Origin of the sequence: Borborobacter arsenicus (genome assembly GCF_003934165.1) — a bacterium.
GTDB lineage: Bacteria > Pseudomonadota > Alphaproteobacteria > Rhizobiales > Rhizobiaceae > Pseudaminobacter > Pseudaminobacter arsenicus.
This window is the reverse complement of record NZ_RKST01000001.1, coordinates 431,885-454,486: the sequence shown is the minus strand read 5'-3', so window position 1 is coordinate 454,486 and position 22,602 is coordinate 431,885. Positions and strand designations below refer to the sequence as shown.

22 protein-coding genes are annotated in these 22,602 nt (G+C 60.8%); all 22 read left to right on the top strand.

Features of this window, described 5'->3' with window-relative positions; all coding sequences use genetic code 11:
* Positions 1 to 4: 4 nt before the first annotated feature.
* The 22 genes from EET67_RS09745 to EET67_RS09640 all read left to right on the top strand — a co-directional run bounded on the left by EET67_RS09745 (position 5) and on the right by EET67_RS09640 (position 22,534).
* Positions 5 to 607, top strand: a complete 603-nt coding sequence (locus EET67_RS09745; RefSeq protein ID WP_128625936.1) for an NADH-quinone oxidoreductase subunit C — start codon at positions 5 to 7, stop codon at positions 605 to 607.
* A 34-nt stretch (positions 608 to 641) separates the two neighbouring features.
* Positions 642 to 1,028 (top strand): four helix bundle protein, encoded by a 387-nt coding sequence (locus EET67_RS09740; protein ID WP_128625935.1) that lies wholly within the window; start codon positions 642 to 644, stop codon positions 1,026 to 1,028.
* A gap of 46 nt (positions 1,029 to 1,074) precedes the next feature.
* Positions 1,075 to 2,265 (top strand): NADH-quinone oxidoreductase subunit D, encoded by a 1,191-nt coding sequence (locus EET67_RS09735; RefSeq protein WP_128625934.1) that lies wholly within the window; start codon positions 1,075 to 1,077, stop codon positions 2,263 to 2,265.
* On the top strand, positions 2,265 to 3,539 hold the full coding sequence (locus EET67_RS09730) for an NADH-quinone oxidoreductase subunit E (protein WP_128625933.1): 1,275 nt from the start codon (positions 2,265 to 2,267) through the stop codon (positions 3,537 to 3,539). Before EET67_RS09735 ends, EET67_RS09730 begins: the two co-directional genes overlap by 1 nt.
* A gap of 10 nt (positions 3,540 to 3,549) precedes the next feature.
* A complete protein-coding gene (gene nuoF, locus EET67_RS09725; protein WP_128625932.1) occupies positions 3,550 to 4,854 on the top strand; it encodes an NADH-quinone oxidoreductase subunit NuoF in 1,305 nt (434 codons plus the stop codon).
* A gap of 128 nt (positions 4,855 to 4,982) precedes the next feature.
* Entirely contained in the window at positions 4,983 to 5,585 is a 603-nt protein-coding gene (locus tag EET67_RS09720; protein ID WP_245450831.1) for an NADH-quinone oxidoreductase subunit E, read from the top strand.
* Positions 5,586 to 5,646: 61 nt separating this feature from the next.
* Positions 5,647 to 7,728, top strand: a complete 2,082-nt coding sequence (nuoG, locus tag EET67_RS09715; RefSeq protein WP_128625930.1) for an NADH-quinone oxidoreductase subunit NuoG — start codon at positions 5,647 to 5,649, stop codon at positions 7,726 to 7,728.
* A gap of 7 nt (positions 7,729 to 7,735) precedes the next feature.
* Complete coding sequence (nuoH, locus tag EET67_RS09710; protein WP_128625929.1) at positions 7,736 to 8,779, top strand: NADH-quinone oxidoreductase subunit NuoH; 1,044 nt, start codon at positions 7,736 to 7,738, stop codon at positions 8,777 to 8,779.
* A complete protein-coding gene (locus EET67_RS09705) occupies positions 8,776 to 8,967 on the top strand; it encodes a hypothetical protein (protein ID WP_128625928.1) in 192 nt (63 codons plus the stop codon). The genes nuoH and EET67_RS09705 overlap by 4 nt, the downstream gene beginning before the upstream one ends.
* A gap of 2 nt (positions 8,968 to 8,969) precedes the next feature.
* Positions 8,970 to 9,461, top strand: a complete 492-nt coding sequence (gene nuoI, locus EET67_RS09700) for an NADH-quinone oxidoreductase subunit NuoI (RefSeq protein WP_128625927.1) — start codon at positions 8,970 to 8,972, stop codon at positions 9,459 to 9,461.
* A gap of 137 nt (positions 9,462 to 9,598) precedes the next feature.
* On the top strand, positions 9,599 to 10,213 hold the full coding sequence (locus tag EET67_RS09695) for an NADH-quinone oxidoreductase subunit J (RefSeq protein WP_128625926.1): 615 nt from the start codon (positions 9,599 to 9,601) through the stop codon (positions 10,211 to 10,213).
* 2 nt (positions 10,214 to 10,215) lie between these two features.
* Positions 10,216 to 10,524, top strand: a complete 309-nt coding sequence (gene nuoK / locus EET67_RS09690; RefSeq protein WP_128625925.1) for an NADH-quinone oxidoreductase subunit NuoK — start codon at positions 10,216 to 10,218, stop codon at positions 10,522 to 10,524.
* Positions 10,525 to 10,536: 12 nt separating this feature from the next.
* Complete coding sequence (gene nuoL, locus EET67_RS09685; protein ID WP_128625924.1) at positions 10,537 to 12,525, top strand: NADH-quinone oxidoreductase subunit L; 1,989 nt, start codon at positions 10,537 to 10,539, stop codon at positions 12,523 to 12,525.
* Positions 12,525 to 14,030 (top strand): NADH-quinone oxidoreductase subunit M, encoded by a 1,506-nt coding sequence (locus EET67_RS09680; protein WP_128625923.1) that lies wholly within the window; start codon positions 12,525 to 12,527, stop codon positions 14,028 to 14,030. Before nuoL ends, EET67_RS09680 begins: the two co-directional genes overlap by 1 nt.
* Positions 14,031 to 14,043: 13 nt before the next feature.
* Positions 14,044 to 15,480, top strand: coding sequence for an NADH-quinone oxidoreductase subunit NuoN (gene nuoN / locus EET67_RS09675; RefSeq protein WP_128625922.1), 1,437 nt, complete (start codon positions 14,044 to 14,046; stop codon positions 15,478 to 15,480).
* A gap of 4 nt (positions 15,481 to 15,484) precedes the next feature.
* Positions 15,485 to 16,312 carry a biotin--[acetyl-CoA-carboxylase] ligase gene (locus EET67_RS09670; RefSeq protein ID WP_128625921.1) on the top strand — a complete coding sequence of 276 codons (828 nt, stop codon included), beginning with the start codon at positions 15,485 to 15,487 and terminating at the stop codon, positions 16,310 to 16,312.
* 59 nt (positions 16,313 to 16,371) lie between these two features.
* The gene (locus tag EET67_RS09665; protein ID WP_128625920.1) at positions 16,372 to 18,042 is read left to right on the top strand and encodes a ribonuclease J; all 1,671 of its coding nucleotides are present in this window, start codon (positions 16,372 to 16,374) and stop codon (positions 18,040 to 18,042) included.
* 16 nt (positions 18,043 to 18,058) lie between these two features.
* Complete coding sequence (mce, locus tag EET67_RS09660; RefSeq protein WP_128625919.1) at positions 18,059 to 18,463, top strand: methylmalonyl-CoA epimerase; 405 nt, start codon at positions 18,059 to 18,061, stop codon at positions 18,461 to 18,463.
* Positions 18,460 to 18,729 carry a DUF1467 family protein gene (locus tag EET67_RS09655; protein WP_128625918.1) on the top strand — a complete coding sequence of 90 codons (270 nt, stop codon included), beginning with the start codon at positions 18,460 to 18,462 and terminating at the stop codon, positions 18,727 to 18,729. Before mce ends, EET67_RS09655 begins: the two co-directional genes overlap by 4 nt.
* Before the next feature lie 513 nt (positions 18,730 to 19,242).
* A complete protein-coding gene (gene proS / locus EET67_RS09650; protein WP_128625917.1) occupies positions 19,243 to 20,571 on the top strand; it encodes a proline--tRNA ligase in 1,329 nt (442 codons plus the stop codon).
* On the top strand, positions 20,568 to 21,851 hold the full coding sequence (locus EET67_RS09645; RefSeq protein WP_128625916.1) for a lipoprotein-releasing ABC transporter permease subunit: 1,284 nt from the start codon (positions 20,568 to 20,570) through the stop codon (positions 21,849 to 21,851). The genes proS and EET67_RS09645 overlap by 4 nt, the downstream gene beginning before the upstream one ends.
* Complete coding sequence (locus EET67_RS09640; RefSeq protein WP_128626163.1) at positions 21,851 to 22,534, top strand: ABC transporter ATP-binding protein; 684 nt, start codon at positions 21,851 to 21,853, stop codon at positions 22,532 to 22,534. Before EET67_RS09645 ends, EET67_RS09640 begins: the two co-directional genes overlap by 1 nt.
* The last annotated feature ends 68 nt before the right edge of the window (positions 22,535 to 22,602 follow it).

The following is a 22,602-nucleotide window of genomic DNA, read 5'->3' as shown; positions in this document are numbered from 1 at the left end:
GGCGATGAGTGAAGCCCTGAAGGACCTGGCGTCCTATCTCGCAGAAAAACTCGGCGGCAAGATCAGCGAAAGCGTGCTGGCCTATGGCGAACTCACGCTGTCGATCCCGGCGGATGATCTCATCAGTGTCGCGACGTTCCTGCGCAATGATGTGCAGTGCCAGTTCGTGTCTTTCATCGACATTTCGGGTGCTGATTATCCCGCACGCCAAAAGCGTTTCGACGTCGTTTATCATCTGCTGTCGCCGCGCCAGAATCTGCGCATCCGGCTCAAGGTGGCGACGGACGAGGATACGCCGGTGCCGTCGCTGACCGGCGTCTTTCCGGGTGCCGACTGGTTCGAGCGGGAGGCCTATGATCTTTATGGCATCCTGTTTTCCGGTCATCCGGACCTGCGCCGGCTGCTGACGGATTACGGTTTCGAGGGGCACCCGCTGAGGAAGGACTTCCCGCTGACCGGTTTTGTCGAAGTCCGCTACGACGACGAGGCCAAGCGGGTCGTCTACGAGCCGGTGGAGCTCAAGCAGGAATTCCGCAATTTCGACTTTTTGTCTCCATGGGAAGGGACGGACTACGTCCTGCCAGGAGACGAAAAGGCGAAGCAGTGATACGGCAGTCGGCAATGGGCAGTGGGCAATCGGAATGTCGGATGACGGCGCTATTCGCTCGTATCGCGATCTGAGAGTTTGGAACGAGGCTATGGAACTGGCTGCGGCGTGCTATGGGTTGACCCACGCTTTTCCTCGCGAGGAGGCGTTTGGCATGACTTCGCAAATTCGCCGCGCCGGAGCATCCGTGCCGGCCAATATTGCCGAAGGTTATGGCCGCGAGAGCGCGGGCAGCTACACGCAATTTCTGAGGAACGCACAAGGCTCGTTGAAGGAACTGGAGACCCATGTGTTGCTCGCACTTAAGGTTGGGCTTGCTTCGCAGGATGCTGTGACACCAGTACTTGAGCGCGCGGAGACGGTTGGGAAGATGCTTCGCGGCCTGATTCGTTCCGTGCAACCTACCGGAGCGTCGTCATGAACCGACTGCCGACTGCCTATAGCCGACTGCCTGTGAGGTCAGGTCTATGACCGAACATAACGTCCGCAATTTCAACATCAATTTCGGGCCGCAGCACCCGGCCGCACATGGCGTGCTGCGCCTTGTGCTCGAGCTTGACGGCGAGGTGGTCGAGCGTGTCGATCCGCATATCGGGCTCCTGCACCGCGGCACAGAAAAGCTGATCGAGCATAAGACTTATCTCCAGGCGATCCCATATTTCGACCGGCTCGATTATGTCGCGCCGATGAACCAGGAGCATGCCTTCGCGCTGGCGGTGGAGCGGTTGCTCGGCATCGAGGTGCCGAAGCGCGGGCAGTTGATCCGGGTGCTCTATTCCGAGATCGGGCGTATCCTTTCGCATCTGCTCAACGTCACCACGCAGGCGATGGACGTCGGCGCGCTGACGCCGCCGCTCTGGGGCTTCGAAGAGCGCGAAAAGCTCATGGTGTTCTATGAGCGGGCCTGTGGCGCGCGCATGCATGCGGCCTATTTCCGGCCCGGCGGCGTGCATCAGGACCTGCCGCAGCAGCTTGTCGAGGACATCGGCAAGTGGATCGACCCCTTTTACAAGACGCTCGACGACATCGACGTGCTTCTGGCGGATAACCGCATCTTCAAGCAGCGTAACGCCGATATCGGCGTCGTCTCGCTGGACGATGCCTGGGCCTGGGGTTTTTCGGGCGTGATGGTGCGCGGTTCGGGCGCTGCCTGGGACCTGCGCAAGAGCCAGCCCTATGAATGCTATTCCGAGTTGGAGTTCGATATCCCCGTCGGCAAGCATGGCGATTGCTACGACCGCTATCTGATCCGCATGGAAGAGATGCGCCAGTCGGCCAAGATCATGCGCCAATGCGTGGATCGCCTGCTTGGCAAGGAGTCGACCGGACCGGTTTCCAATCTCGACGGCAAGGTGGTTCCGCCCAAGCGCGCGGCCATGAAGCGGTCGATGGAAGCGTTGATCCATCACTTCAAGCTCTACACCGAGGGCTACCATGTCCCGGCCGGCGAGGTTTATGCCGCTGTCGAGGCGCCGAAGGGCGAGTTCGGCGTCTATCTGGTGTCGGACGGAACCAACAAGCCCTATCGCTGCAAGCTGCGCGCGCCTGGCTTTGCGCATCTCCAGGCGATGGATTTTCTGTGCAAGGGGCACATGCTGGCCGATGTTTCGGCCGTTCTCGGTTCCCTCGACATCGTGTTTGGTGAGGTCGATCGCTAATGTCAGTCCGTCGTCTTGCAGAAACTGACGTCCAGCCAGCAAGCTTTGTCTTCAGCCGCGCCATGGCCGCGCAGGCAAAGACATGGATCAAGAAATATCCCAAGGGGCGCGAACAGTCGGCGGTGATCCCGCTGTTGATGCTGGCGCAGGAGCAGGAAGGCTGGGTGACGCGGGCAGCCATCGAGCATGTCGCCGAGATGCTCGACATGCCGCTGATCCGGGTGCTCGAGGTCGCTACCTTCTATACGCAGTTCCAGTTGCAGCCGGTGGGCACGCGCGCTCATATCCAGGTTTGCGGCACGACACCCTGCATGCTGCGCGGTGCCGAAGCGCTTATGGATGTCTGCCGTTCCAAGATCCATCACGACCAATTCCATACTAACGAGACCGGCACGCTCTCCTGGGAGGAGGTCGAGTGCCAGGGCGCCTGCGTGAATGCGCCGATGATCATGATCTTCAAGGATGCCTATGAGGATCTGACGCCCGAACGCCTGGCCGAAATCATCGATCTGTTCGAGGCTGGCAAGGGCGACAGCGTGAAGGTCGGCCCGCAGGTCGATCGCATCTATTCGGCCCCGCAGGCGGGTCTGACCAGTCTGCAGGACGAAAAGGCGGTGCTGAAATCCACGCGCGAGGCTGAAGCCAAGGCTGCCGCAAAGGCAGCGAAGGTGGCGGCAACCGGCGCAGTCGTGCCGCCCTCCAAGGCCGCTAAGCCGAAGACGCATGCAATGGAGACCAATGGCACAGTAAAATCGCCGTCTCCGGTGAAGGCCGGCGCGAAGGCGGAAAAAAAGCAGAGCGCAGCGGCACCGGTGGCCAATCAATCAGCCGCAAACAAGGCCGAACAGACAGTTGAAGCCGTCGACAAGCAGCGCAAGGGCGCGGCGTCCAGGCATGAGCCCGCCAGTGCCTTCAAGTCACCTGAGCGGTTGAAGGGTGAGCCGATCGGCGCCGGTGGGCGCAAGGTCGGTGCCGTGGCCAAGCCGTCGCTGGACGACAAGAACCGTCCGGCAGGCATCGACAGGCCGGCTCTGGTGGACGATCTCAAGCTGATTTCGGGCGTCGGGCCCAAGAACGAGTCCATATTGCACTCGCTCGGCATATTCACCTTTGCGCAGATCGCCGCCTGGAAAAAGGCCGAGCGTGAGTGGGTCGACGCCTATCTGAACTTCAAGGGCCGTATCGAGCGCGAGGATTGGAGCAAACAGGCCAAGGCGCTCGCCAAGGGCGGTGTGGCCGAATATATCCGCGTCTTCGGCAAGAAGCCGGTCTGAGGGACGAAAAATGCTTCAGGACAAAGACCGCATCTTCACCAACATCTACGGCCGCTTCGACAACTCGCTGAAAGGCGTGATGGCGCGCGGCCATTGGGATGATACCGCTGGCATCATTGCCAAGGGGCGCGACTGGATCGTCAACGAGATGAAGGCTTCCGGCCTGCGCGGTCGTGGTGGCGCAGGTTTCCCGACCGGCCTGAAATGGTCGTTTATGCCCAAGCAGAGCGACGGCCGTCCTTCTTATCTGGTGGTCAATGCCGACGAGTCCGAACCGGGTACCTGCAAGGACCGCGAGATCCTGCGCCACGACCCGCATACGCTGGTCGAAGGCTGCCTGATTGCCGGCTTCGCCATGGGCGCGATCGCGGCTTACATCTATGTGCGCGGCGAGTTCATCCGCGAGCGCGAGGCGCTGCAACGGGCGATCGATGAGGCTTACGACGCCGGCCTGATCGGCAAGGGCAACAAGAACGGCTACGACTTCGACGTCTACATGCATCACGGCGCCGGTGCCTATATTTGCGGCGAGGAAACGGCACTGCTGGAAAGCCTCGAGGGCAAGAAGGGGCAGCCGCGGCTGAAGCCGCCTTTCCCGGCCAATGTCGGCCTCTATGGTTGCCCGACGACCGTCAACAATGTCGAATCGATCGCGGTTGCGCCAACAATATTGCGCCGGGGGGCTGCCTGGTTCTCGTCTTTCGGACGGCCGAACAATGCAGGCACCAAGCTTTTCTGCGTGTCGGGCCACGTCAACAATCCGTGCACGGTCGAGGAAGCGATGTCTATCCCGTTCCGGGAACTGATCGAGAAGCATTGCGGCGGCATTCGCGGTGGCTGGGACAATCTGCTTGCAGTCATTCCCGGCGGCTCGTCGGTGCCGTTGGTGCCGGGCGAGCAGATCATCGATACGCCGATGGATTTCGATGCGCTGCGCGACCTGAAGTCGGGCCTCGGCACGGCAGCGGTGATTGTGATGGACAAGTCCACCGACATTGTGAAGGCGATCGCGCGGCTGTCTTACTTCTACAAGCATGAAAGCTGCGGCCAGTGTACGCCGTGCCGCGAGGGCACCGGCTGGATGTGGCGCGTGATGGAGCGCCTGGTGCGTGGCGAGGCGCAGAAGCGTGAGATCGACATGCTACTCGATGTCACCAAGCAGGTCGAAGGGCACACGATCTGTGCCCTGGGCGATGCTGCAGCCTGGCCGATCCAGGGCCTGATCCGGCATTTTCGGCCGGAGATCGAGCGTCGGATCGATGAGTTCACGCGCAATGCACATCGCGCCCAGCCTGTGCTGGCGGCTGCCGAATGAGGGAATGAATTTGTAGCGGGCACGGCCGCGCGGCGGCCGTGGGGTGAACAGGTAAAGGATGGAGCCGATCAATGTCGACATCTTCCACATCCGAGACTCTCACACCCGATGCGAAACACCGGAAAGATATGAATCAGGAATTGGCTTTCACATTGCGGGATGACTTTGCCGGTGCCATCAATCTGATGGTGCACCCGGTGGCCAGTGCTGCCGCGTGCTCGGCGCTCGGGCTCGGCATGGCAAGCCATGCGATGGGTGTCTGGATGGGCGCGGTCGCTGGAGCGGCGCATGCCACGCAGAGCTTCTTCGTGTCGCAGGACGACGAGGCAATGGAAGATGTCGACGCATTCGTTCCCAAGGAGAAATCCGCGACGACACAGGCGCGCGCCGTTGCCAAGACGCTGATGGCCGATGTTCGTTCGATGGTGCGGGACGTCAGCGAAGCGACCGCCGGTCTGACCGGCGCTGAAAAGCCTGGCGTCAAAGCAAGGCAGCCGCTGGCGCTTGCCCGTCCGGCCACCCCTGACGATCTGAAGCGGATTTCGGGCATCGGCCCGAAGCTCGAGCAGGTCCTGAACGGGCTTGGTGTGTGGACCTATGAGCAGGTCATCGCCTGGGACGAGGCGGAGATCGCATGGGTCGAGGATTATCTGTCGTTCAAGGGCCGCATCGGGCGTGATGGCTGGGCCGCGCAGGCGACACGGCTGGTAGCTGAAAAGACGACGCATTGAATTGGTTGGCCGGACAGTAAGCGTCCGGCGAAGAGTTGCGGATCACCGCAGAGGTTTGAGCATGGCGAAACTCAAAGTCGACGGCACGGAGATCGAGGTTCCCGATCACTATACGCTGCTGCAGGCGGCGGAGGAGGCGGGCGCGGAAGTTCCGCGCTTCTGCTTCCATGAACGGCTGTCGATTGCCGGCAACTGCCGCATGTGCCTGATCGAGGTGAAGGGCGGGCCGCCCAAGCCGGTGGCCTCCTGCGCCATGGGCGTACGCGACCTGCGCCCCGGCCCGAATGGCGAGGCGCCGGAAATCTTCACGACCACGCCTATGGTCAAGAAGGCGCGCGAAGGCGTGATGGAGTTCCTGCTCATCAACCATCCGCTCGACTGCCCGATCTGCGACCAGGGCGGGGAATGCGACCTGCAGGACCAGGCGATGGCTTATGGCGTCGATTCCTCGCGCTTCCATGAGAACAAGCGCGCGGTCGAGGACAAATATATCGGCCCTCTGGTCAAGACGATCATGACGCGTTGCATCCATTGCACGCGCTGCATCCGCTTCACCACCGAGGTGGGCGGCATTTCCGAGCTCGGTGCCACCGGGCGCGGCGAGGATATGGAGATCACCACCTATCTCGAGCGCGCGATGACGTCCGAATTGCAGGGAAATGTCATCGATCTGTGCCCGGTCGGCGCGTTGACGTCGAAACCCTACGCTTTTCAGGCGCGGCCATGGGAGCTGACCAAGACCGAGTCCATCGACGTGATGGATGCTGTCGGCTCGGCCATTCGCGTCGATAGCCGCGGCCGCGAAGTGATGCGCATCATGCCGCGCAACAATGACGCGGTGAATGAGGAGTGGATCTCCGACAAGACGCGCTTCATCTGGGACGGGCTGCGCACGCAGCGCCTGGACCGGCCCTATGTGCGCCGCAATGGCAGGCTCCAGCCGGCAAGCTGGGCCGAAGCCTTTGCCGCCATAAAGGAAGCGGTTGCAAAGACATCGGCCGATCGGATCGGCGCCATAGCCGGCGATCTGGTGGCGGTCGAGGAAATCTACGCGCTGAAGGCACTGATGACCTCGCTCGGCTCGGCCAATATCGATTGCCGGCAGGATGGCGCCGCGCTTGACCCGGCGCTCGGCCGCTCAAGTTACATCTTCAACTCGACGATCGAGGGCATCGAGGAGGCTGACGCCATCCTCATCATCGGCGCCAATCCGCGCTTCGAGGCATCGGTGCTCAATGCCCGCATCCGCAAGCGCTGGCGTGCGGGCGGGCTGCCGATCGGCGTGATCGGCGACATGGGCGACCTGCGCTACGATTACGAGATGCTGGGCGCTGGTCCGGAATCGCTCAAGGAACTGGCGGACGGCAAGGGCAAGTTCTTCTCGGCACTGAAGAAGGCCTCTCGGCCGCTCATCATCATCGGCCAGGGTGCTCTTGCACGCGCCGATGGCGCGGCGGTGTTCGGCCAGACTGCGAAGCTTGCGACCGCCATTGGCGCGGTCAGCGACGAATGGAACGGCTTTGCCGTGCTGCACACGGCGGCGGCGCGTGTCGGCGCGCTCGATATCGGCTTCGTGCCGGGCGAGGGCGGAAAGAATGTCACCGGAATGCTGGGCAACATGGACGTTCTGTTCCTGCTCGGCGCCGACGAACTCGACATGAACAGGACCGAGGGCTCGTTCGTCGTCTATATCGGCACGCATGGCGATGCCGGAGCGCATCGCGCCGATGTGATTCTGCCTGGTGCTGCCTATACCGAAAAGGCGGGCACCTATGTGAATACCGAAGGCAGGGTGCAGCAGACCAATCGCGGCGGCTTCGCGCCGGGCGAGGCCAGGGAAGATTGGGCGATCCTGCGGGCGCTGTCGGATGTGCTCGGACACCGGCTGCCATTCGATTCGCTGGCTCAGTTGCGGGCAAGGCTCTATGCCGACCATCCCCATCTGGCCGAAATCGATGAGATTGCGGCGGGTGATCCGGCTGATATCGCGAAGGTCGCCCGGCTGGGCGGAAAGCTCGGCAAGGATGCGTTTGTGTCGCCGGTCAAGGATTTCTATTTGACGAACCCGATCGCAAGGGCTTCCGCCGTGATGGCGGAATGCTCGGCTCTGGCGAAGGGCGACATCAAACAGGCAGCCGAATAGGACGGTCATGGATACATTCTTTTCATTCTACGTCCTGCCCGGACTGCTGATCCTGCTGAAGTCGGTGGCGCTGATCGTCATCCTGCTGATCTTCGTGGCCTATATCCTTTATGCGGACCGCAAGATCTGGGCTGCCGTGCAGTTGCGGCGCGGGCCGAATGTGGTCGGGCCGTGGGGCCTGCTGCAGTCCTTCGCCGATCTGTTCAAATTCGTGTTCAAGGAGCCGGTCATCCCGTCCGGTACCAATAAGGGCGTCTTCCTTCTGGCGCCGCTGGTTTCGGCCGTGCTGGCGCTGGCCTGCTGGGCAGTCATCCCCGTAAGTGAAGGCTGGGCGGTCGCCGATATCAATGTCGGCATCCTCTATCTTCTCGCCTTCTCCTCGCTTGAGGTCTACGGCGTGATCATGGGCGGCTGGGCGTCGAACTCGAAATATCCGTTCCTCGGCGCGTTGCGCTCGGCGGCACAGATGGTGTCCTACGAAGTGTCGATCGGCTTCGTCATCGTCACCGTGCTTCTGCTGGTCGGCTCGCTCAACCTGACCGATATCGTGCTGTCGCAAGTCGACGGGCTCGGCACCATGATGGGCCTGCCCAACAGCTTCCTCGACTGGCATTGGCTTGGCCTGTTCCCGATGTTCATCATCTTCTTCATTTCGGCGCTGGCCGAAACGAACAGGCCGCCCTTCGATCTGGTCGAGGCCGAATCCGAACTCGTCGCCGGTCACATGATCGAATATTCCTCGACGCCGTTCCTGCTGTTCTTCCTCGGGGAATATGTGGCGATCGTGCTGATGTGTGCGCTGACAACCATCCTGTTCCTTGGCGGCTGGCTGCCGCCGCTGGATATCGCGCCCTTCACCTGGGTGCCCGGCGTGATCTGGTTCGTGCTGAAGGTCTGCTTCGTCTTCTTCATGTTCTCGATCGTGAAGGCGTTCGTGCCACGCTATCGCTATGACCAGCTGATGCGGCTGGGCTGGAAGGTGTTCCTGCCGATCTCGATCTTCATGGTCATTGCGACGGCCGCCTTCCTCAAGCTGACGGGTCTGGCATGAGCGCGGGCCTGATCGGCGTGCTGGCAGGACTGGCTATTGCGGCGGCGGATTTCATGCTGCTGCGCTTGCTTGCTTCGCGCGTCGATCTGCCCGAAACGAAACGGGTCCTGAATATTACCGGCCTGAGCCAGTTCGTGCTCCTGCCGATCATCGGCTACATCGTAGCCCCTTATGTAGTTGGAGATTGACGATGTCGGTTCTCGCCCAGGCTGCGAAATCGCTTCTGCTCAAGGAGTTCGTGGAGGCGCTGGTGCTTTCGGTGCGGCAGTTCTTCGCACCGAAATACACGCTGAACTATCCTTACGAGAAAGGGCCGGTCAGCCCGCGCTTTCGTGGCGAGCATGCGCTGCGTCGTTACCCGAACGGCGAGGAACGCTGCATCGCCTGCAAATTGTGCGAGGCGATCTGCCCGGCGCAGGCGATCACCATCGAGGCCGGACCGCGCCGCAACGACGGCACGCGCCGCACGGTGCGCTACGATATCGACATGGTGAAGTGCATCTATTGCGGCTTCTGTCAGGAGGCTTGCCCGGTGGACGCGATCGTCGAAGGTCCGAATTTCGAGTTCGCGACCGAGACGCGCGAGGAGCTCTATTACGACAAGGACAAGCTTCTCGCGAACGGCGATCGCTGGGAACGAGAACTGGCACGCAATATGGCGTTGGATGCGCCTTATCGCTGAGATGAGAATCATGGACGAGCCGGTTTTGCTCGTCTAAGGAACACGCGGTCTTGGGCCTTCCGGAGACGGAGAGGCGAGGACCTGAAGCGGGCCCCGATGCGAAGCTGTGGGCTCGAAAAGGAAAACTGGGGGAACCCATGCTGAGCGGATTAGAGGCAGCCTTTTTCTACCTCTTTGCCTTTGTTGTGGTGGCGTCGGCCTTCATGGTCATCTCCGCACGCAACCCCGTACATTCGGTGCTGTTCCTGATCCTCGCGTTCTTCAACGCCGCGGGTCTGTTCCTGCTCGCCGGTGCCGAGTTCCTGGCGATGATCCTCGTCGTCGTCTATGTCGGCGCGGTCATGGTGCTGTTCCTGTTCGTCGTGATGATGCTCGACGTGGATTTCGCCGAACTAAAATCGGGCGCGTTGCAATATGCGCCGATCGGCGCCCTGGTAGGCCTGATCCTTGCTGCCGAATTGATCGTGGTGACCGCCGGCTATGCCTTCGCGCCCGAGCTTGGCGGAGCCGTTGCCCAGCCCACGCCTGATATCGCCACACGGCACAATACGGCAGCACTCGGCGACATTCTCTACACGGACTACATTTTCCAGTTCCAGATGGCAGGATTGGTGCTTTTGGTTGCGATGATCGGCGCGATCGTTTTGACGCTGCGCCACAAGGAAAACGTCAAGCGCCAGGACGTCGTGGCCCAAGTTGCCCGCAAGCCGGTGATCGAGGTCAAGAAGGTCGAAACGGGCAAGGGGGTCTGACGATGGAAGTCGGCGTCGCACATTTTCTTGCCGTTTCGGCGATCCTGTTCACGGTCGGCGTGTTCGGCATTTTTCTCAACCGGCGGAACGTGATCGTCATGCTGATGTCGATCGAGCTTATCCTGCTGGCGGTCAATATCAATTTCGTGGCGTTCTCGGCGGTGCTTGGAGACCTTGCCGGACAGGTCTTCGCGCTCTTCGTGATGACGGTCGCGGCGGCCGAGGCTGCGATCGGCCTGGCCATCCTTGTCGTTTTCTTCCGCAATCGCGGCACCATCGCGGCCGACGATGTCAACATGATGAAGGGTTGACGGGACAAAGCAATGTATCACGCTATCGTCTTCCTTCCGCTCCTGGGTTTCCTGATCGCCGGGCTGTTCGGCACAGCGCTTGGCGCCAAGGCATCCGAATACATCACCTCCGGCCTGCTGGTGGTCTCTGCCGTTCTGTCCTGGATCGCCTTTTTTTCTGTCGGCTTCAGTCCGGCGGAAACCCTGAGCATTCCGGTTCTGCGCTTCCTGGATTCAGGCGGTATGCAGGCTGACTGGGCCTTGCGCATCGACACGCTGACGGTGGTCATGCTGGTCGTGGTCAACACCGTGTCGGCGCTGGTGCACATCTATTCGATCGGCTACATGCATCACGACCCGCATCGTCCGCGCTTCTTCGCCTATCTGTCGCTCTTCACCTTCGCCATGCTGATGCTGGTGACGTCAGACAACCTGGTGCAGATGTTCTTTGGCTGGGAAGGCGTGGGCCTTGCCTCCTATCTGCTGATCGGTTTCTGGTACAAGAAGCCGTCGGCCAATGCGGCGGCGATCAAGGCCTTCGTGGTCAACCGCGTTGGTGATTTCGGCTTCCTGCTTGGCATTTTCGGCGTGTTCGTGCTGTTCGGCTCGGTCGATCTGAGCACGATCTTTGCAACGGCTGCTTCCTATGTTCCGGCTGAGGGCGCGCAGGAAAATACCGCGGCTATCTTCAATTTCCTCGGCCACGACCTCGATCGGGCCGGTGCGCTGACCGTGGTCTGCCTGCTCCTGTTCATGGGAGCCATGGGCAAGTCGGCGCAGGTGCCGCTGCACACCTGGCTTCCCGATGCCATGGAGGGCCCGACTCCGGTTTCAGCTCTGATCCATGCCGCGACCATGGTGACGGCCGGCGTCTTCATGCTGGCACGCATGTCGCCGATTTTCGAGCTGTCGCATACGGCGCTGACGGTGGTTACCTTCATCGGCGCCTTCACCGCGTTTTTCGCGGCGACGGTGGGGCTGGTGCAAAACGACATCAAGCGGGTCATCGCCTATTCCACCTGTTCGCAGCTCGGCTACATGTTCGTGGCACTGGGCATGGGCTTTTATTCGGCGGCCATCTTCCATCTGTTCACGCACGCCTTCTTCAAGGCGCTGCTGTTCCTGGGCTCCGGTTCGGTCATCCATGCGGTGTCGGATGAGCAGGACATGCGCAAGATGGGCGGCTTGAGAAGGCTGATCCCGGTCACTTATTGGATGATGATCATCGGCACGCTTGCGCTGACCGGCGTCGGTATTCCTGCGACCCTCATCGGCACGGCCGGCTTCTTCTCCAAGGATGCGATCATCGAAGGCGCTTTTGTCGGGCACAATGCGGTTGCGGGCTTTGCCTTCACGCTGCTTGTCATTGCCGCGGTATTCACCAGCTTCTATTCTTGGCGCCTGATTTTCATGACATTCCACGGCCAGCCGCGTGCAACCGCCGATGTCATGCATCATGTGCATGAATCGCCGCCGGTGATGCTGGTGCCGCTGGTGCTGCTTGCCATTGGCGCGCTATTTGCCGGCGTGGTCTTCCACGACTACTTCATTGGGGCCAGCTATGAGCTCTTCTGGAAGACGGCTCTGTTCACACTAGCCGATAACCACATATTGCACGACTTCCACGACGTGCCGTTGTGGGTGAAGCTTGCACCGTTCGTGGCGATGCTGGTCGGATTCCTGACCGCATGGCATTTCTACATCCGCTCGCCGGAGACGCCGAAGAACCTGGCGGCAAGTCACCGTGGCCTCTACGCCTTCCTGCTCAACAAGTGGTATTTCGACGAGCTCTTTGATTTCCTGTTCGTGCGCAGCGCGAAGTGGCTCGGCAGCTTCCTGTGGAAGAAGGGCGACGGCTGGTTCATCGACGGGCTCGGGCCTGACGGCATCTCGGCGCGCGTCATCGACGTCACCAATAGGGCCGTGCGCTTCCAGTCCGGCTACATGTATCACTACGCTTTCGTCATGCTGATCGGCGTTGCCGCGTTCCTCAGCTGGATGATGCTCGGGAGCTCGTTCTGATGACCGACTGGCCTATTCTTTCCACGGTCACCTTTCTGCCGCTCGTCGGCGCGTTCCTGATCCTCTTGATCCGTGACGACAGTGACAATGCGCGGCGCAATATCCGCAATGTCGCGCTGTTGACGACCGTCTTCACCTTCATCCTGTCGCTGTTCGTCTGGGCAGGCTTCGACAATGGCGAGGCCGGCTTCCAGATGGTCGAAAAGACCGATTGGCTGGACAGCGGCATTTCCTACCATATGGGCGTCGACGGCATTTCGATGCTGTTCGTTGTCCTGACCGCCTTCCTGATGCCGCTTTGCATCCTGGCGAGCTGGGAGTCGATCCAGAGCCGCGTCAAGGAATACATGATCGCGTTCCTGGTGCTGGAAACGCTGATGATCGGCGTGTTCTGTGCGCTGGATATCGTGCTGTTCTACGTGTTCTTCGAAGCCGGCCTCATCCCGATGTTCATCATCATCGGCGTGTGGGGCGGCAAGCGCCGCGTCTATGCCAGTTTCAAGTTCTTCCTCTACACATTGCTCGGCTCGGTGCTGATGCTGCTCGCCATCATGGCGATGTTCTGGCAGTCCGGCACCACCGACATCCCGACGCTGCTGACGCATGACTTCCCGGCTAGTATGCAGACCTGGCTATGGCTGGCCTTCTTCGCCTCCTTCGCGGTCAAGATGCCGATGTGGCCGGTGCATACCTGGCTGCCGGATGCACATGTGGAAGCGCCGACAGCGGGCTCGGTCATCCTGGCAGGCATTCTCCTGAAGATGGGCGGCTACGGCTTCCTGCGCTTCTCACTGCCGATGTTCCCGGATGCGTCGCTCTACTTCCAGCCTTTGGTCTTTGCCCTGTCGGTGATCGCCATCATCTACACCTCGCTGGTGGCGCTGATGCAGGAGGACATGAAGAAACTGATCGCCTATTCGTCGGTGGCGCATATGGGCTATGTGACGATGGGTATCTTCGCCCTAAACCAGGAAGGCATCCAGGGCGCGATCTTCCAGATGCTGTCGCATGGGCTGGTGTCCAGCGCGCTGTTCCTGTGCGTTGGTGTCATCTACGATCGTATGCATACCCGCGAGATCGCCGCCTATGGCGGTCTGGTCAATAACATGCCGAAATATGCCGTGGCCTTCCTGATCTTCACCATGGCCAATGTCGGTCTGCCGGGCACCAGCGGCTTTGTCGGCGAGTTCCTGACGCTGCTTGGCGCCTTCAAGGCCAATACCTGGGTCGCGCTGTTTGCCACGACGGGCGTCATCCTGTCGGCCGGCTATGCGCTGTGGCTCTACCGCAAGGTTGTATTCGGCGCGCTGTCCAAGGAAAGCCTGAAGAGCATGCTCGATCTGTCGACGCGGGAAAAGGCGATCCTTTATCCGCTGATCGCCTTCACCATCCTGTTCGGCGTCTATCCGGCACCGGTCTTCGACGTGACCGCGAACTCGGTGCAGGCGCTGATCAACAACGTAACCGTATCGCTCGACGCCGCGCAGAGCGCGGCTGCGAACTGACAGGAATGGGCCTATGACGCCGGAACTCATTTCGAGCCTCTCGCTGGCTTCCCCTGAACTGATTATTGCGGTTGGTGCATTGGCGCTGCTGATGGTCGGGGTGTTTTCGGGACGGCGGGCCAATGACATCGTCAATGGGCTGGCGGTTGCCGTGCTTGCAGGCGCGGGCGCCTGGATGCTTTTGTTTGCCGGTCACGGCAAGGCGTTCGGCGGTGCCTTCGTCAGCGATCCCTTCGCGGTGTTCATGAAGGTGCTGATGCTGATCGGCGCTGCAATCACGCTGATTATGTCGGTGGGCTTCGCCAAGGCCGAGAAGTTCGACAAGTTCGAATATCCGGTGCTCGTGCTGCTCGCCAGCACCGGCATGATGATGATGATTTCGGCCAACGACATGATGACGCTCTATCTGGGCATGGAGCTTCAGTCGCTGGCGCTTTACGTGGTTGCGGCGATCAATCGCGACAGCGCGCGCTCGACCGAAGCGGGGCTGAAATATTTCGTCCTCAGCGCACTTTCCTCAGGCATCCTGCTTTACGGTATCACGCTGGTTTACGGCTACACCGGCCATACCGGTTTCGATGCTATTGCCAGCGCGCTGACCGACACCGGACGGCAGCTCGGCCTGGTCTTCGGCCTTGTGCTGGTGCTTGCGGGCGTCGCTTTCAAGATTTCTGCCGTGCCGTTCCATATGTGGACGCCAGACGTCTATGAGGGCGCGCCGACGCCGGTCACGGCCTTCTTTGCCTCCGCGCCCAAAATGGCGGCGATGGCGTTGATGGTTCGCGTGACGATGACGCCGTTCGAGCCGATTGGACCGGACTGGCAGCAGATCATCGTCTTCGTCTCCATTGCCTCGATGGCGCTGGGTTCGTTCGCGGCGATCGGCCAGCGCAATATCAAGCGCATGATGGCCTATTCCTCCATAGGCCATGTCGGCTTCGCACTGGTGGGGCTGGCTGCCAACACCGAGGAAGGCATTCGCGGCGTTGCCATCTATATGCTGATCTATCTGGTGATGACGCTCGGCGCCTTCGCCTTTATCCTGGCGATGCGGCGCAAGGACGGCAATGTCGAGCAGATCAACGACCTCGCGGGTCTCGCCGGAACCAACCCGATGATGGCGACACTATTGACGCTCCTGATGTTCTCGCTGGCCGGTATTCCGCCGCTCGCCGGGTTCTGGGGGAAATGGTATGTGTTCCTCGCCGCGATCAATGCCGAGCTATACACGCTCGCGGTTATCGGCGTGCTGATGTCGGTAGTGGCCGCGTACTACTATCTGCGCATCATCAAGATCATGTGGTTCGACGAGCCGGATGAGGGCTTCCAGCCTATGGCCGGCGAGCTGCGGCTGGTGCTCGGCGCATCGGGGCTGTTCGTTCTGTTTTACGTGTTGATCGGTGCTCCGATCGGGCGCATGGCGGAAGCAGCCGCAAAAACGTTCTTCTGACAGCATGGCCTTCACACTGGCTCCGACTTCCGCGTCCGAGGGCTTCAGGCTCGAAGCGCATGATAGTGTCGGATCGACAAATGCGATTGCCCTGGAGCGGGCGCGGCAGGGTGATCCCGGCCGGCTTTGGGTGGTTTCGAAAAAGCAGGAAAGCGGACGCGGGCGGCGCGGGCGGTCATGGGCAACGCCGGAAGGCAATCTTGCCGCTACGCTGTTGATGGTCACCGATTGCGACCTGAAGATTGCCGCCACGCTCGGCTTTGTTGCCGGTCTGTCGCTTGCCGATGCGTTGGATGCGGTGGTGCCGGGCGGGCGGATCAGGATCGCTCCCGACGGCGGCAGTGGCGAACGCGGCAATCGCTTCGAGCTGAAATGGCCGAACGATGTGCTGGCTGAGGGCGCCAAGCTTGCCGGTATCCTGCTTGAGTCTGCGGTGCTCGATCGCCAGCGGGCGGCTGTTGCCATTGGTATCGGTGTCAATGTCGTAGCCTATCCCCACGATGTTCCTTATCCGGCGACGTCGCTCGATGTGCTGGGTGCGAATTGCGATGCCGAAACGCTGTTCCTTGCGCTATCCGATGCATGGAGCCAGAACATCCGGCTATGGAACGGGGGGCAGGGCCTTGGCCATATCCGCAAGCGATGGCTGGAGCGGGCGGCGGGGCTGGGCGGCGAGGTTGCCGTCAGGGTCGATGGCGATGTGGTGCGCGGCGTGTTCGAGACCATCGACGAGGATTGCCGATTTGTCATTCGCAACACCAAGGGCGAAATAGTGAGAATCGCTGCCGGCGACGTGCATTTCGGCGCGGTCGCGTCGGCCGGCGCGCAATAAACGGAGGGCTGCAAGTCGGGTTCGTCTTGCGATACCGTTTCCGGACTGGAGAAAAAGACATGGCGCAAGACAGGCAGGCTGAACTCGTATTCGCACCGTTGGGCGGTGTCGGTGAGATCGGCATGAATTTCGCGCTCTACGGCTATGGCCCGGCGGACAAGCGCGAATGGATCATTGTGGATGTCGGCGTCACTTTCCCCGATGCATCCCTGCCAGGTGTCGACCTTGTCCTGCCTGACACACGCTTCATCGAAGGCGAAGTGCATAATCTGCGCGGTATCGTCATTACCCATGCGCATGAGGATCATTACGGCGCATTGCTCGACCTGTGGCCGAAGCTGAAGGCACCGGTGTGGATGACGCCGTTTTCTGCCGGGCTGCTGGAAGCCAAGCGGCAATCCGAAAGCGGCACCATCAAGGTTCCGGTGACGATCTATCGGGCCGGCGAGACTTTTGAAGTAGGACCGTTCAGTATCGAGGCGGTGCCGGTCAGTCACTCGATCCCCGAACCGGTGTCGCTGGCGATCACCTCGCCGCTCGGAACGGTGATCCATACCGGCGACTGGAAGATCGATCCGGCACCGGAAATCGGACCGGAGACGGATGAGGCGCGATTCAGGGCGCTGGGCGACAAGGGCGTGCTGGCCCTGGTTTGCGACTCTACCAATGCCTTGCGCGACGGCGATTCGCCGTCGGAGCAGGCGGTGGGCGAAGGGCTGCGCGGCGTCATTGAGAAAGCGCCCGGCCGTGTCGCCGTAACCACCTTCTCATCCAATGTCGGGCGCATCCGCTCCATCGCGGAGGCCGCGCGCGATGCCGGCCGTCAGGTTCTGGTGCTCGGCCGTTCGCTCAAGCGGGTCATCGATGTCGCCGACGAGCTTGGCTATATGGACGGGCTGCCGGAATTCATTTCCGAAGAAGATTACGGCTACATTCCGCGGGAAAATCTCGTCATCATCTGCACGGGTAGCCAGGGTGAGCCGCGTGCGGCGCTTGCCAAGCTGGCGCGCGACGAAATGAAGACGGTCGCGCTGTCCCCGGGCGACACTGTCATCTACTCCTCGCGCACGATCCCCGGCAATGAAAAGGCCATTCTCGAGATCAAGAATCTGTTGATCGACCAGGGCGTCAAGATCATCGAGGATGGCGATGCGCTGGTGCATGTTTCAGGCCACCCGCGCCGCAGCGAACTGCGCCGCATGTATGAATGGACGCGGCCGCGCATTGCCGTGCCGGTGCACGGCGAAGCAGCGCATCTGGTTGCTCATGGTGCGCTGGCCAGTGCGGCCGGCGTGCCGGAGGTGGCGCAGATACGTAACGGCGATATGCTGCGACTGGCGCCGGGCGCTGCCGAAATCATCGACCAATTGCCGTTCGGCCGCATCTATAAGGATGGCAAGCTGATCGGCAATGACGAAGCGATGGGCATTCGCGAACGGCGTAAACTGTCGTTTGCCGGCCATGTCGCGATGAATGTCGTGCTCGATGATCGCTACGAACTGTCCGGTGATCCCGATATAGTTGCAATCGGGGTGGCGCGAACCGATGGCGACGGCGAGGAACTGGAAGAACTGATGCTGGATGCGGCAATCGGCGCGGTCGACTCCATACCGCGTGCGCGCCGAAAAGACCTGGACCTTGTACAGGAGGCTGTGCGCCGTGCCGTGCGCTCGGCTGCCAACGAAGCCTGGGGCAAGAAGCCGCTGGTGACGGTTTTCGTCACGCGCTGAACTCGGAGCGATGACAATGCTTGGCCGATTGAACCATGTCGCTATCGCCGTACCGGATCTTGCCGCCGCAACCGCGGTCTATCGGGATACGCTAGGTGCGAAGGTCACACAGCCGCAGACGCTGCCCGAGCATGGCGTAACGGTCGTGTTCATCGACACCGTCAACACCAAGATCGAATTGCTGGAGCCATTGGGCGAAAATTCGCCGATTGCGGCATTCCTGGAAAAGAACCCGGCAGGTGGCATGCATCACATCTGCTATGAGGTCGATGACATCATCGTATCGAGGGATCGCCTGAAGGCTGCCGGCGCGCGCATATTGGGCGACGGCGACCCCAAGATCGGTGCGCATGGCAAACCGGTGCTTTTCCTTCATCCCAAGGACTTCCTGGGTACGCTGGTGGAACTGGAGCAGGCATGAGTTGGGTTTCGGGTGCTGCCGTCTTCTTCATCATCTGGTGGACCGTGCTGTTTGCCGCCCTGCCATTCGGGCTGAAGACGCAGGACGACAGTGAAGACGTGACTCTTGGCACGGTCTCGAGTGCTCCCGGCCGTCCTCATATGCTGAAGGCCGTGATCCGCACCACCATCATTTCGCTGATCATTTTTGGCGGCCTGTACTACGTTACGCGGGTCCTCGGCCTAGGGTTCGACGATATCCCGATCGTAATTCCGCAGGTCGATTGAACCACGGGATACATTTGGCGCGACGGCTGGAAGAATTGCGCCTCTGGCAACCGGTCAACCGCCGCGGCTGGTTGACCGATGCGTGAGGTTTTTGTCGCAAGCTTCTGATTGCCAAAAAAAATGCAAGGCACGAGGCCTTGCAGTTAAACGCGTCCGATCTACTTTCCGGTATCCGGCGGCAGCGTAGTTATCGCGCCTAGATCGCATCCTCCCAAGACTTGACCGCGTAGGGGGACAGATTTTTCTCTGCTCCCTCAGTTATCGGGGCACCTTAGACCAAGGTGCGCTAAAATGTCACTAACAATTTTCCGTCAGGGCAGGATTAGATGTGCTGCGCTGCACAATAAATATGCAAGGATCTTCATGTGACATGCCACAGGCCCGGCGCGTGCACGTGACGCGGTCGCGCGGGTTTCCATTCTGCCACGAAATGGCTATGAAGTCCCGGCAGTCAGCTCTTTGTTGCCGCCGATTCCGGTGCCATCCATCATTCTTCTTTTGACGGAATATCCCATGCGTCTGTCGCGCTATTTCCTTCCCATCCTGAAAGAGAATCCGCGCGAGGCCGAGATCGTCTCGCACCGGCTGATGCTGCGTGCCGGCATGATCCGTCAGCAGGCCGCGGGAAGCTTTTCCTGGCTGCCGCTGGGCAAGCGGGTTCTCGACAAGGTCTGTCGCATCGTGCGTGAGGAGCAGGACCGGGCAGGGGCGCTCGAAATCCTGATGCCGACGATCCAGTCTGCTGATCTGTGGCGCGAAAGCGGCCGTTACGAGGACTATGGCAAGGAGATGCTGCGCATCAAGGACCGGCATGAGCGCGACATGCTGTTCGGCCCGACCAATGAGGAAATGGTCACCGAAATCTTCCGTTCCTATGTGAAGTCCTACAAGGATCTGCCGCTCAACCTCTACCATATCCAATGGAAGTTCCGCGACGAGGTGCGGCCTCGATTTGGCGTGATGCGCTCGCGCGAATTCCTGATGAAGGACGCCTATTCCTTCGACCTCGACTATGAGGGCGCCAAGGCCGCCTATAACCGCATGTTCGTCGCCTATCTGCGCACTTTCACGCGGATGGGCTTGCAGGCCATTCCGATGCGTGCCGACACGGGCCCGATCGGTGGAGACCTCAGCCACGAATTCATCATCCTGGCAGATACTGGCGAAAGCCAGGTCTATTGCCATCGCGATTTCCTTGACCTGGCGGTGCCGGGAGAGGGCACGGACTTCACCAATGACAGCCAGATCGCCGATATCGTGAAGCAGTGGACCACGCCTTATGCGGCGACCGACGAGATGCATGATGAAGCCGCCTGGGATGTTATCGCCGATCGCGACCGGGTGTCCGCGCGGGGCATCGAGGTCGGCCATATTTTCCATTTTGGCGACAAATATTCCAAGCCGATGGGAGCGAAGGTTGCAGGCCCCGACGGGAAGGAACATTTCGTCTCCATGGGGTCATATGGCATCGGGCCGAGCCGGCTGATTGCAGCGATCATCGAGGCGTCGCATGACGAAAACGGTATCATCTGGCCGGAGTCGGTTGCTCCGTTCGACGTCGGCATCATCAATATGAAGACCGGGGATGCGGAATGTGACCGGGTCTGCGAAGAGCTTTTTGCCGCGCTGACGGCAGCGGGCAAGGAAGTGCTTTATGACGACACCGACCAGCGGCCGGGCGGAAAGTTCGCGACTGCCGACCTGATCGGCTTGCCCTGGCAGGTGATTGTCGGCCCGCGCGGCGTGGCAGCCGGCGAGGTCGAGATCAAGAATCGGCGCACGGGCGAACGCGAGACGCTGCCATTGGCGCAGGCCGCCCAACGCTTTGGTGCCGCCAGATGAGCATGACGGCAAGCGGCCCGACGGGTGCGGGGCCTTTCTCCGTATTCGAGCGCATGGTCGCTTGGCGCTATCTGCGTTCCCGGCGCAAGGAGACCGTCATTTCGGTGATCGCCTCGATCTCGTTTTTCGGGATCATGCTGGGGGTTGCCACGCTCATCATCGTCATGGCGGTGATGAACGGATTCCGCGCCGAGCTTCTGACGCGCATCCTTGGCATCAACGGGCACCTGATCGTGCAGCCGGTGGATATGCCGCTTGAGGATTATGCCGAGGTTGCTGGCCGCATCAACGGGGTGTCGGGCGTCAAATATGCCGTGCCGCTGATCGACGGACAGGTATTGGCGCAAGGCAATGTCGGAACCGGCACCGGCGCATTGGTACGCGGCATCCGTGGGGAGGACCTCGGCAAGGTCTCGCTCGTGGCCAATAATATTCGCCAGGGTTCGATTGTTGGTTTCGACAGCGGCGAAGGCGTGGCGATCGGGCAGCGTATGGCCGACAATATGGGTCTGTCGCTCGGGGACCCGATCACGCTGGTTTCTCCGGATGGCGATATCACCCCGATCGGCACAACGCCCCGCGTGAAGGCTTACCCCGTGGTGGCGATTTTTGAAGTCGGCATGTCGGAATATGATTCCTCCATTGTCTTCATGCCGCTTTCGGAGGCGCAGCTTTACTTCAACATGGAAAATCGCGCCCAGACGATCGAGGTGTTCGTGGACAATCCGGACGCTGTCGACAGCCTGAAACCGGCGGTGGAGGAGGCTGCAAAGCGCCCCGTGTTCATCTCCGACTGGCGCCAGCGCAACCAGACCTTCTTCTCCGCGCTTCAGGTCGAGCGCAATGTTATGTTCATGATCCTGACGCTGATCGTGCTGGTGGCGGCGCTCAATATCATTTCCGGCCTGATCATGCTGGTGAAGGACAAGGGCCGCGATATTGCGATCCTGCGCACCATGGGAGCGACGCGCGGGGCCGTGATGCGTATCTTCCTGATGACGGGGGCGGCAATCGGCGTCACTGGCACGCTGGCTGGGGTGGTGCTCGGAATCGTCATCTGCCTCAATGTCGAATCGATCCGCCAGTTCTTCTCGTGGATTTCCGGGACGGTTCTGTTCAATCCCGAACTCTATTTCCTCAGCAAACTGCCGGCGAAGATGGATTTCGGTGAGACACTCAGCGTCATCCTGATGGCACTGGCGCTGTCCTTCCTGGCAACGCTGTTTCCCGCCTGGCGTGCCGCCAAGCTCGATCCGGTCGAGGCGCTTCGGTACGAATGATGACAGGCGACAAGATTATCGAGTTGAAGGGCGTGGAGCGCCACTATGTGCAGGGGGCGCGCAAGCTGACCATCCTGAATGGTGTCGAGTTTTCACTGCGTCGCGGCGAGATGGTGGCGCTGGTAGCACCCTCGGGTGCAGGTAAGTCGACACTGTTGCATACCGCAGGTTTGCTTGAACGCCCAGATGCTGGTGATGTCATCCTTGGCGGGCGTGCCTGCGGGCGCCTGTCAGATGACGAGCGCACCGCGATAAGGCGCAACGACATCGGCTTCGTCTACCAGTTCCACCATCTGCTGCCGGAATTCTCGGCGCTGGAAAACATCATGATGCCGCAACTGGTGAAGGGGCTGCCGCCGGCGGAAGCCAGCGCGCGGGCAGCGCAGTTGCTTGACTATATGCAGATCGGCAAGCGCGGCCATCACCGTCCGGCCGAACTCTCCGGCGGCGAGCAGCAGCGGGTCGCCATTGCACGCGCGGTTGCCAATGCTCCGCTGGTGCTTCTGGCCGACGAGCCCACCGGCAATCTCGATCCGGTCACTGCCAGCTATGTATTCGATGCTTTGGCCGCTTTGGTGAGGCAGTCCGGACTGGCGGCGCTGATTGCGACGCACAACCATGAGCTCGCCGCCCGCATGGATCGTCGCGTCACCTTGTCCGAGGGCAAGGTCGTCCCGATCTGACAAGCCTTCGCTGGCGCGTTCTTGTCTTTTCCCATGACCGGATGGCGCAGGGATGCACAGGTTACATG

Coding starts and splice junctions, on each gene's coding strand:
- EET67_RS09745 (WP_128625936.1), top strand. CDS start 5: ATGAGTGAAGCCCTGAAGGACCTGGCGTCCTATCTCGCAGAAAAACTC.
- EET67_RS09740 (WP_128625935.1), top strand. CDS start 642: ATGTCGGATGACGGCGCTATTCGCTCGTATCGCGATCTGAGAGTTTGG.
- EET67_RS09735 (WP_128625934.1), top strand. CDS start 1,075: ATGACCGAACATAACGTCCGCAATTTCAACATCAATTTCGGGCCGCAG.
- EET67_RS09730 (WP_128625933.1), top strand. CDS start 2,265: ATGTCAGTCCGTCGTCTTGCAGAAACTGACGTCCAGCCAGCAAGCTTT.
- nuoF (WP_128625932.1), top strand. CDS start 3,550: ATGCTTCAGGACAAAGACCGCATCTTCACCAACATCTACGGCCGCTTC.
- EET67_RS09720 (WP_245450831.1), top strand. CDS start 4,983: ATGAATCAGGAATTGGCTTTCACATTGCGGGATGACTTTGCCGGTGCC.
- nuoG (WP_128625930.1), top strand. CDS start 5,647: ATGGCGAAACTCAAAGTCGACGGCACGGAGATCGAGGTTCCCGATCAC.
- nuoH (WP_128625929.1), top strand. CDS start 7,736: ATGGATACATTCTTTTCATTCTACGTCCTGCCCGGACTGCTGATCCTG.
- EET67_RS09705 (WP_128625928.1), top strand. CDS start 8,776: ATGAGCGCGGGCCTGATCGGCGTGCTGGCAGGACTGGCTATTGCGGCG.
- nuoI (WP_128625927.1), top strand. CDS start 8,970: ATGTCGGTTCTCGCCCAGGCTGCGAAATCGCTTCTGCTCAAGGAGTTC.
- EET67_RS09695 (WP_128625926.1), top strand. CDS start 9,599: ATGCTGAGCGGATTAGAGGCAGCCTTTTTCTACCTCTTTGCCTTTGTT.
- nuoK (WP_128625925.1), top strand. CDS start 10,216: ATGGAAGTCGGCGTCGCACATTTTCTTGCCGTTTCGGCGATCCTGTTC.
- nuoL (WP_128625924.1), top strand. CDS start 10,537: ATGTATCACGCTATCGTCTTCCTTCCGCTCCTGGGTTTCCTGATCGCC.
- EET67_RS09680 (WP_128625923.1), top strand. CDS start 12,525: ATGACCGACTGGCCTATTCTTTCCACGGTCACCTTTCTGCCGCTCGTC.
- nuoN (WP_128625922.1), top strand. CDS start 14,044: ATGACGCCGGAACTCATTTCGAGCCTCTCGCTGGCTTCCCCTGAACTG.
- EET67_RS09670 (WP_128625921.1), top strand. CDS start 15,485: ATGGCCTTCACACTGGCTCCGACTTCCGCGTCCGAGGGCTTCAGGCTC.
- EET67_RS09665 (WP_128625920.1), top strand. CDS start 16,372: ATGGCGCAAGACAGGCAGGCTGAACTCGTATTCGCACCGTTGGGCGGT.
- mce (WP_128625919.1), top strand. CDS start 18,059: ATGCTTGGCCGATTGAACCATGTCGCTATCGCCGTACCGGATCTTGCC.
- EET67_RS09655 (WP_128625918.1), top strand. CDS start 18,460: ATGAGTTGGGTTTCGGGTGCTGCCGTCTTCTTCATCATCTGGTGGACC.
- proS (WP_128625917.1), top strand. CDS start 19,243: ATGCGTCTGTCGCGCTATTTCCTTCCCATCCTGAAAGAGAATCCGCGC.
- EET67_RS09645 (WP_128625916.1), top strand. CDS start 20,568: ATGAGCATGACGGCAAGCGGCCCGACGGGTGCGGGGCCTTTCTCCGTA.
- EET67_RS09640 (WP_128626163.1), top strand. CDS start 21,851: ATGACAGGCGACAAGATTATCGAGTTGAAGGGCGTGGAGCGCCACTAT.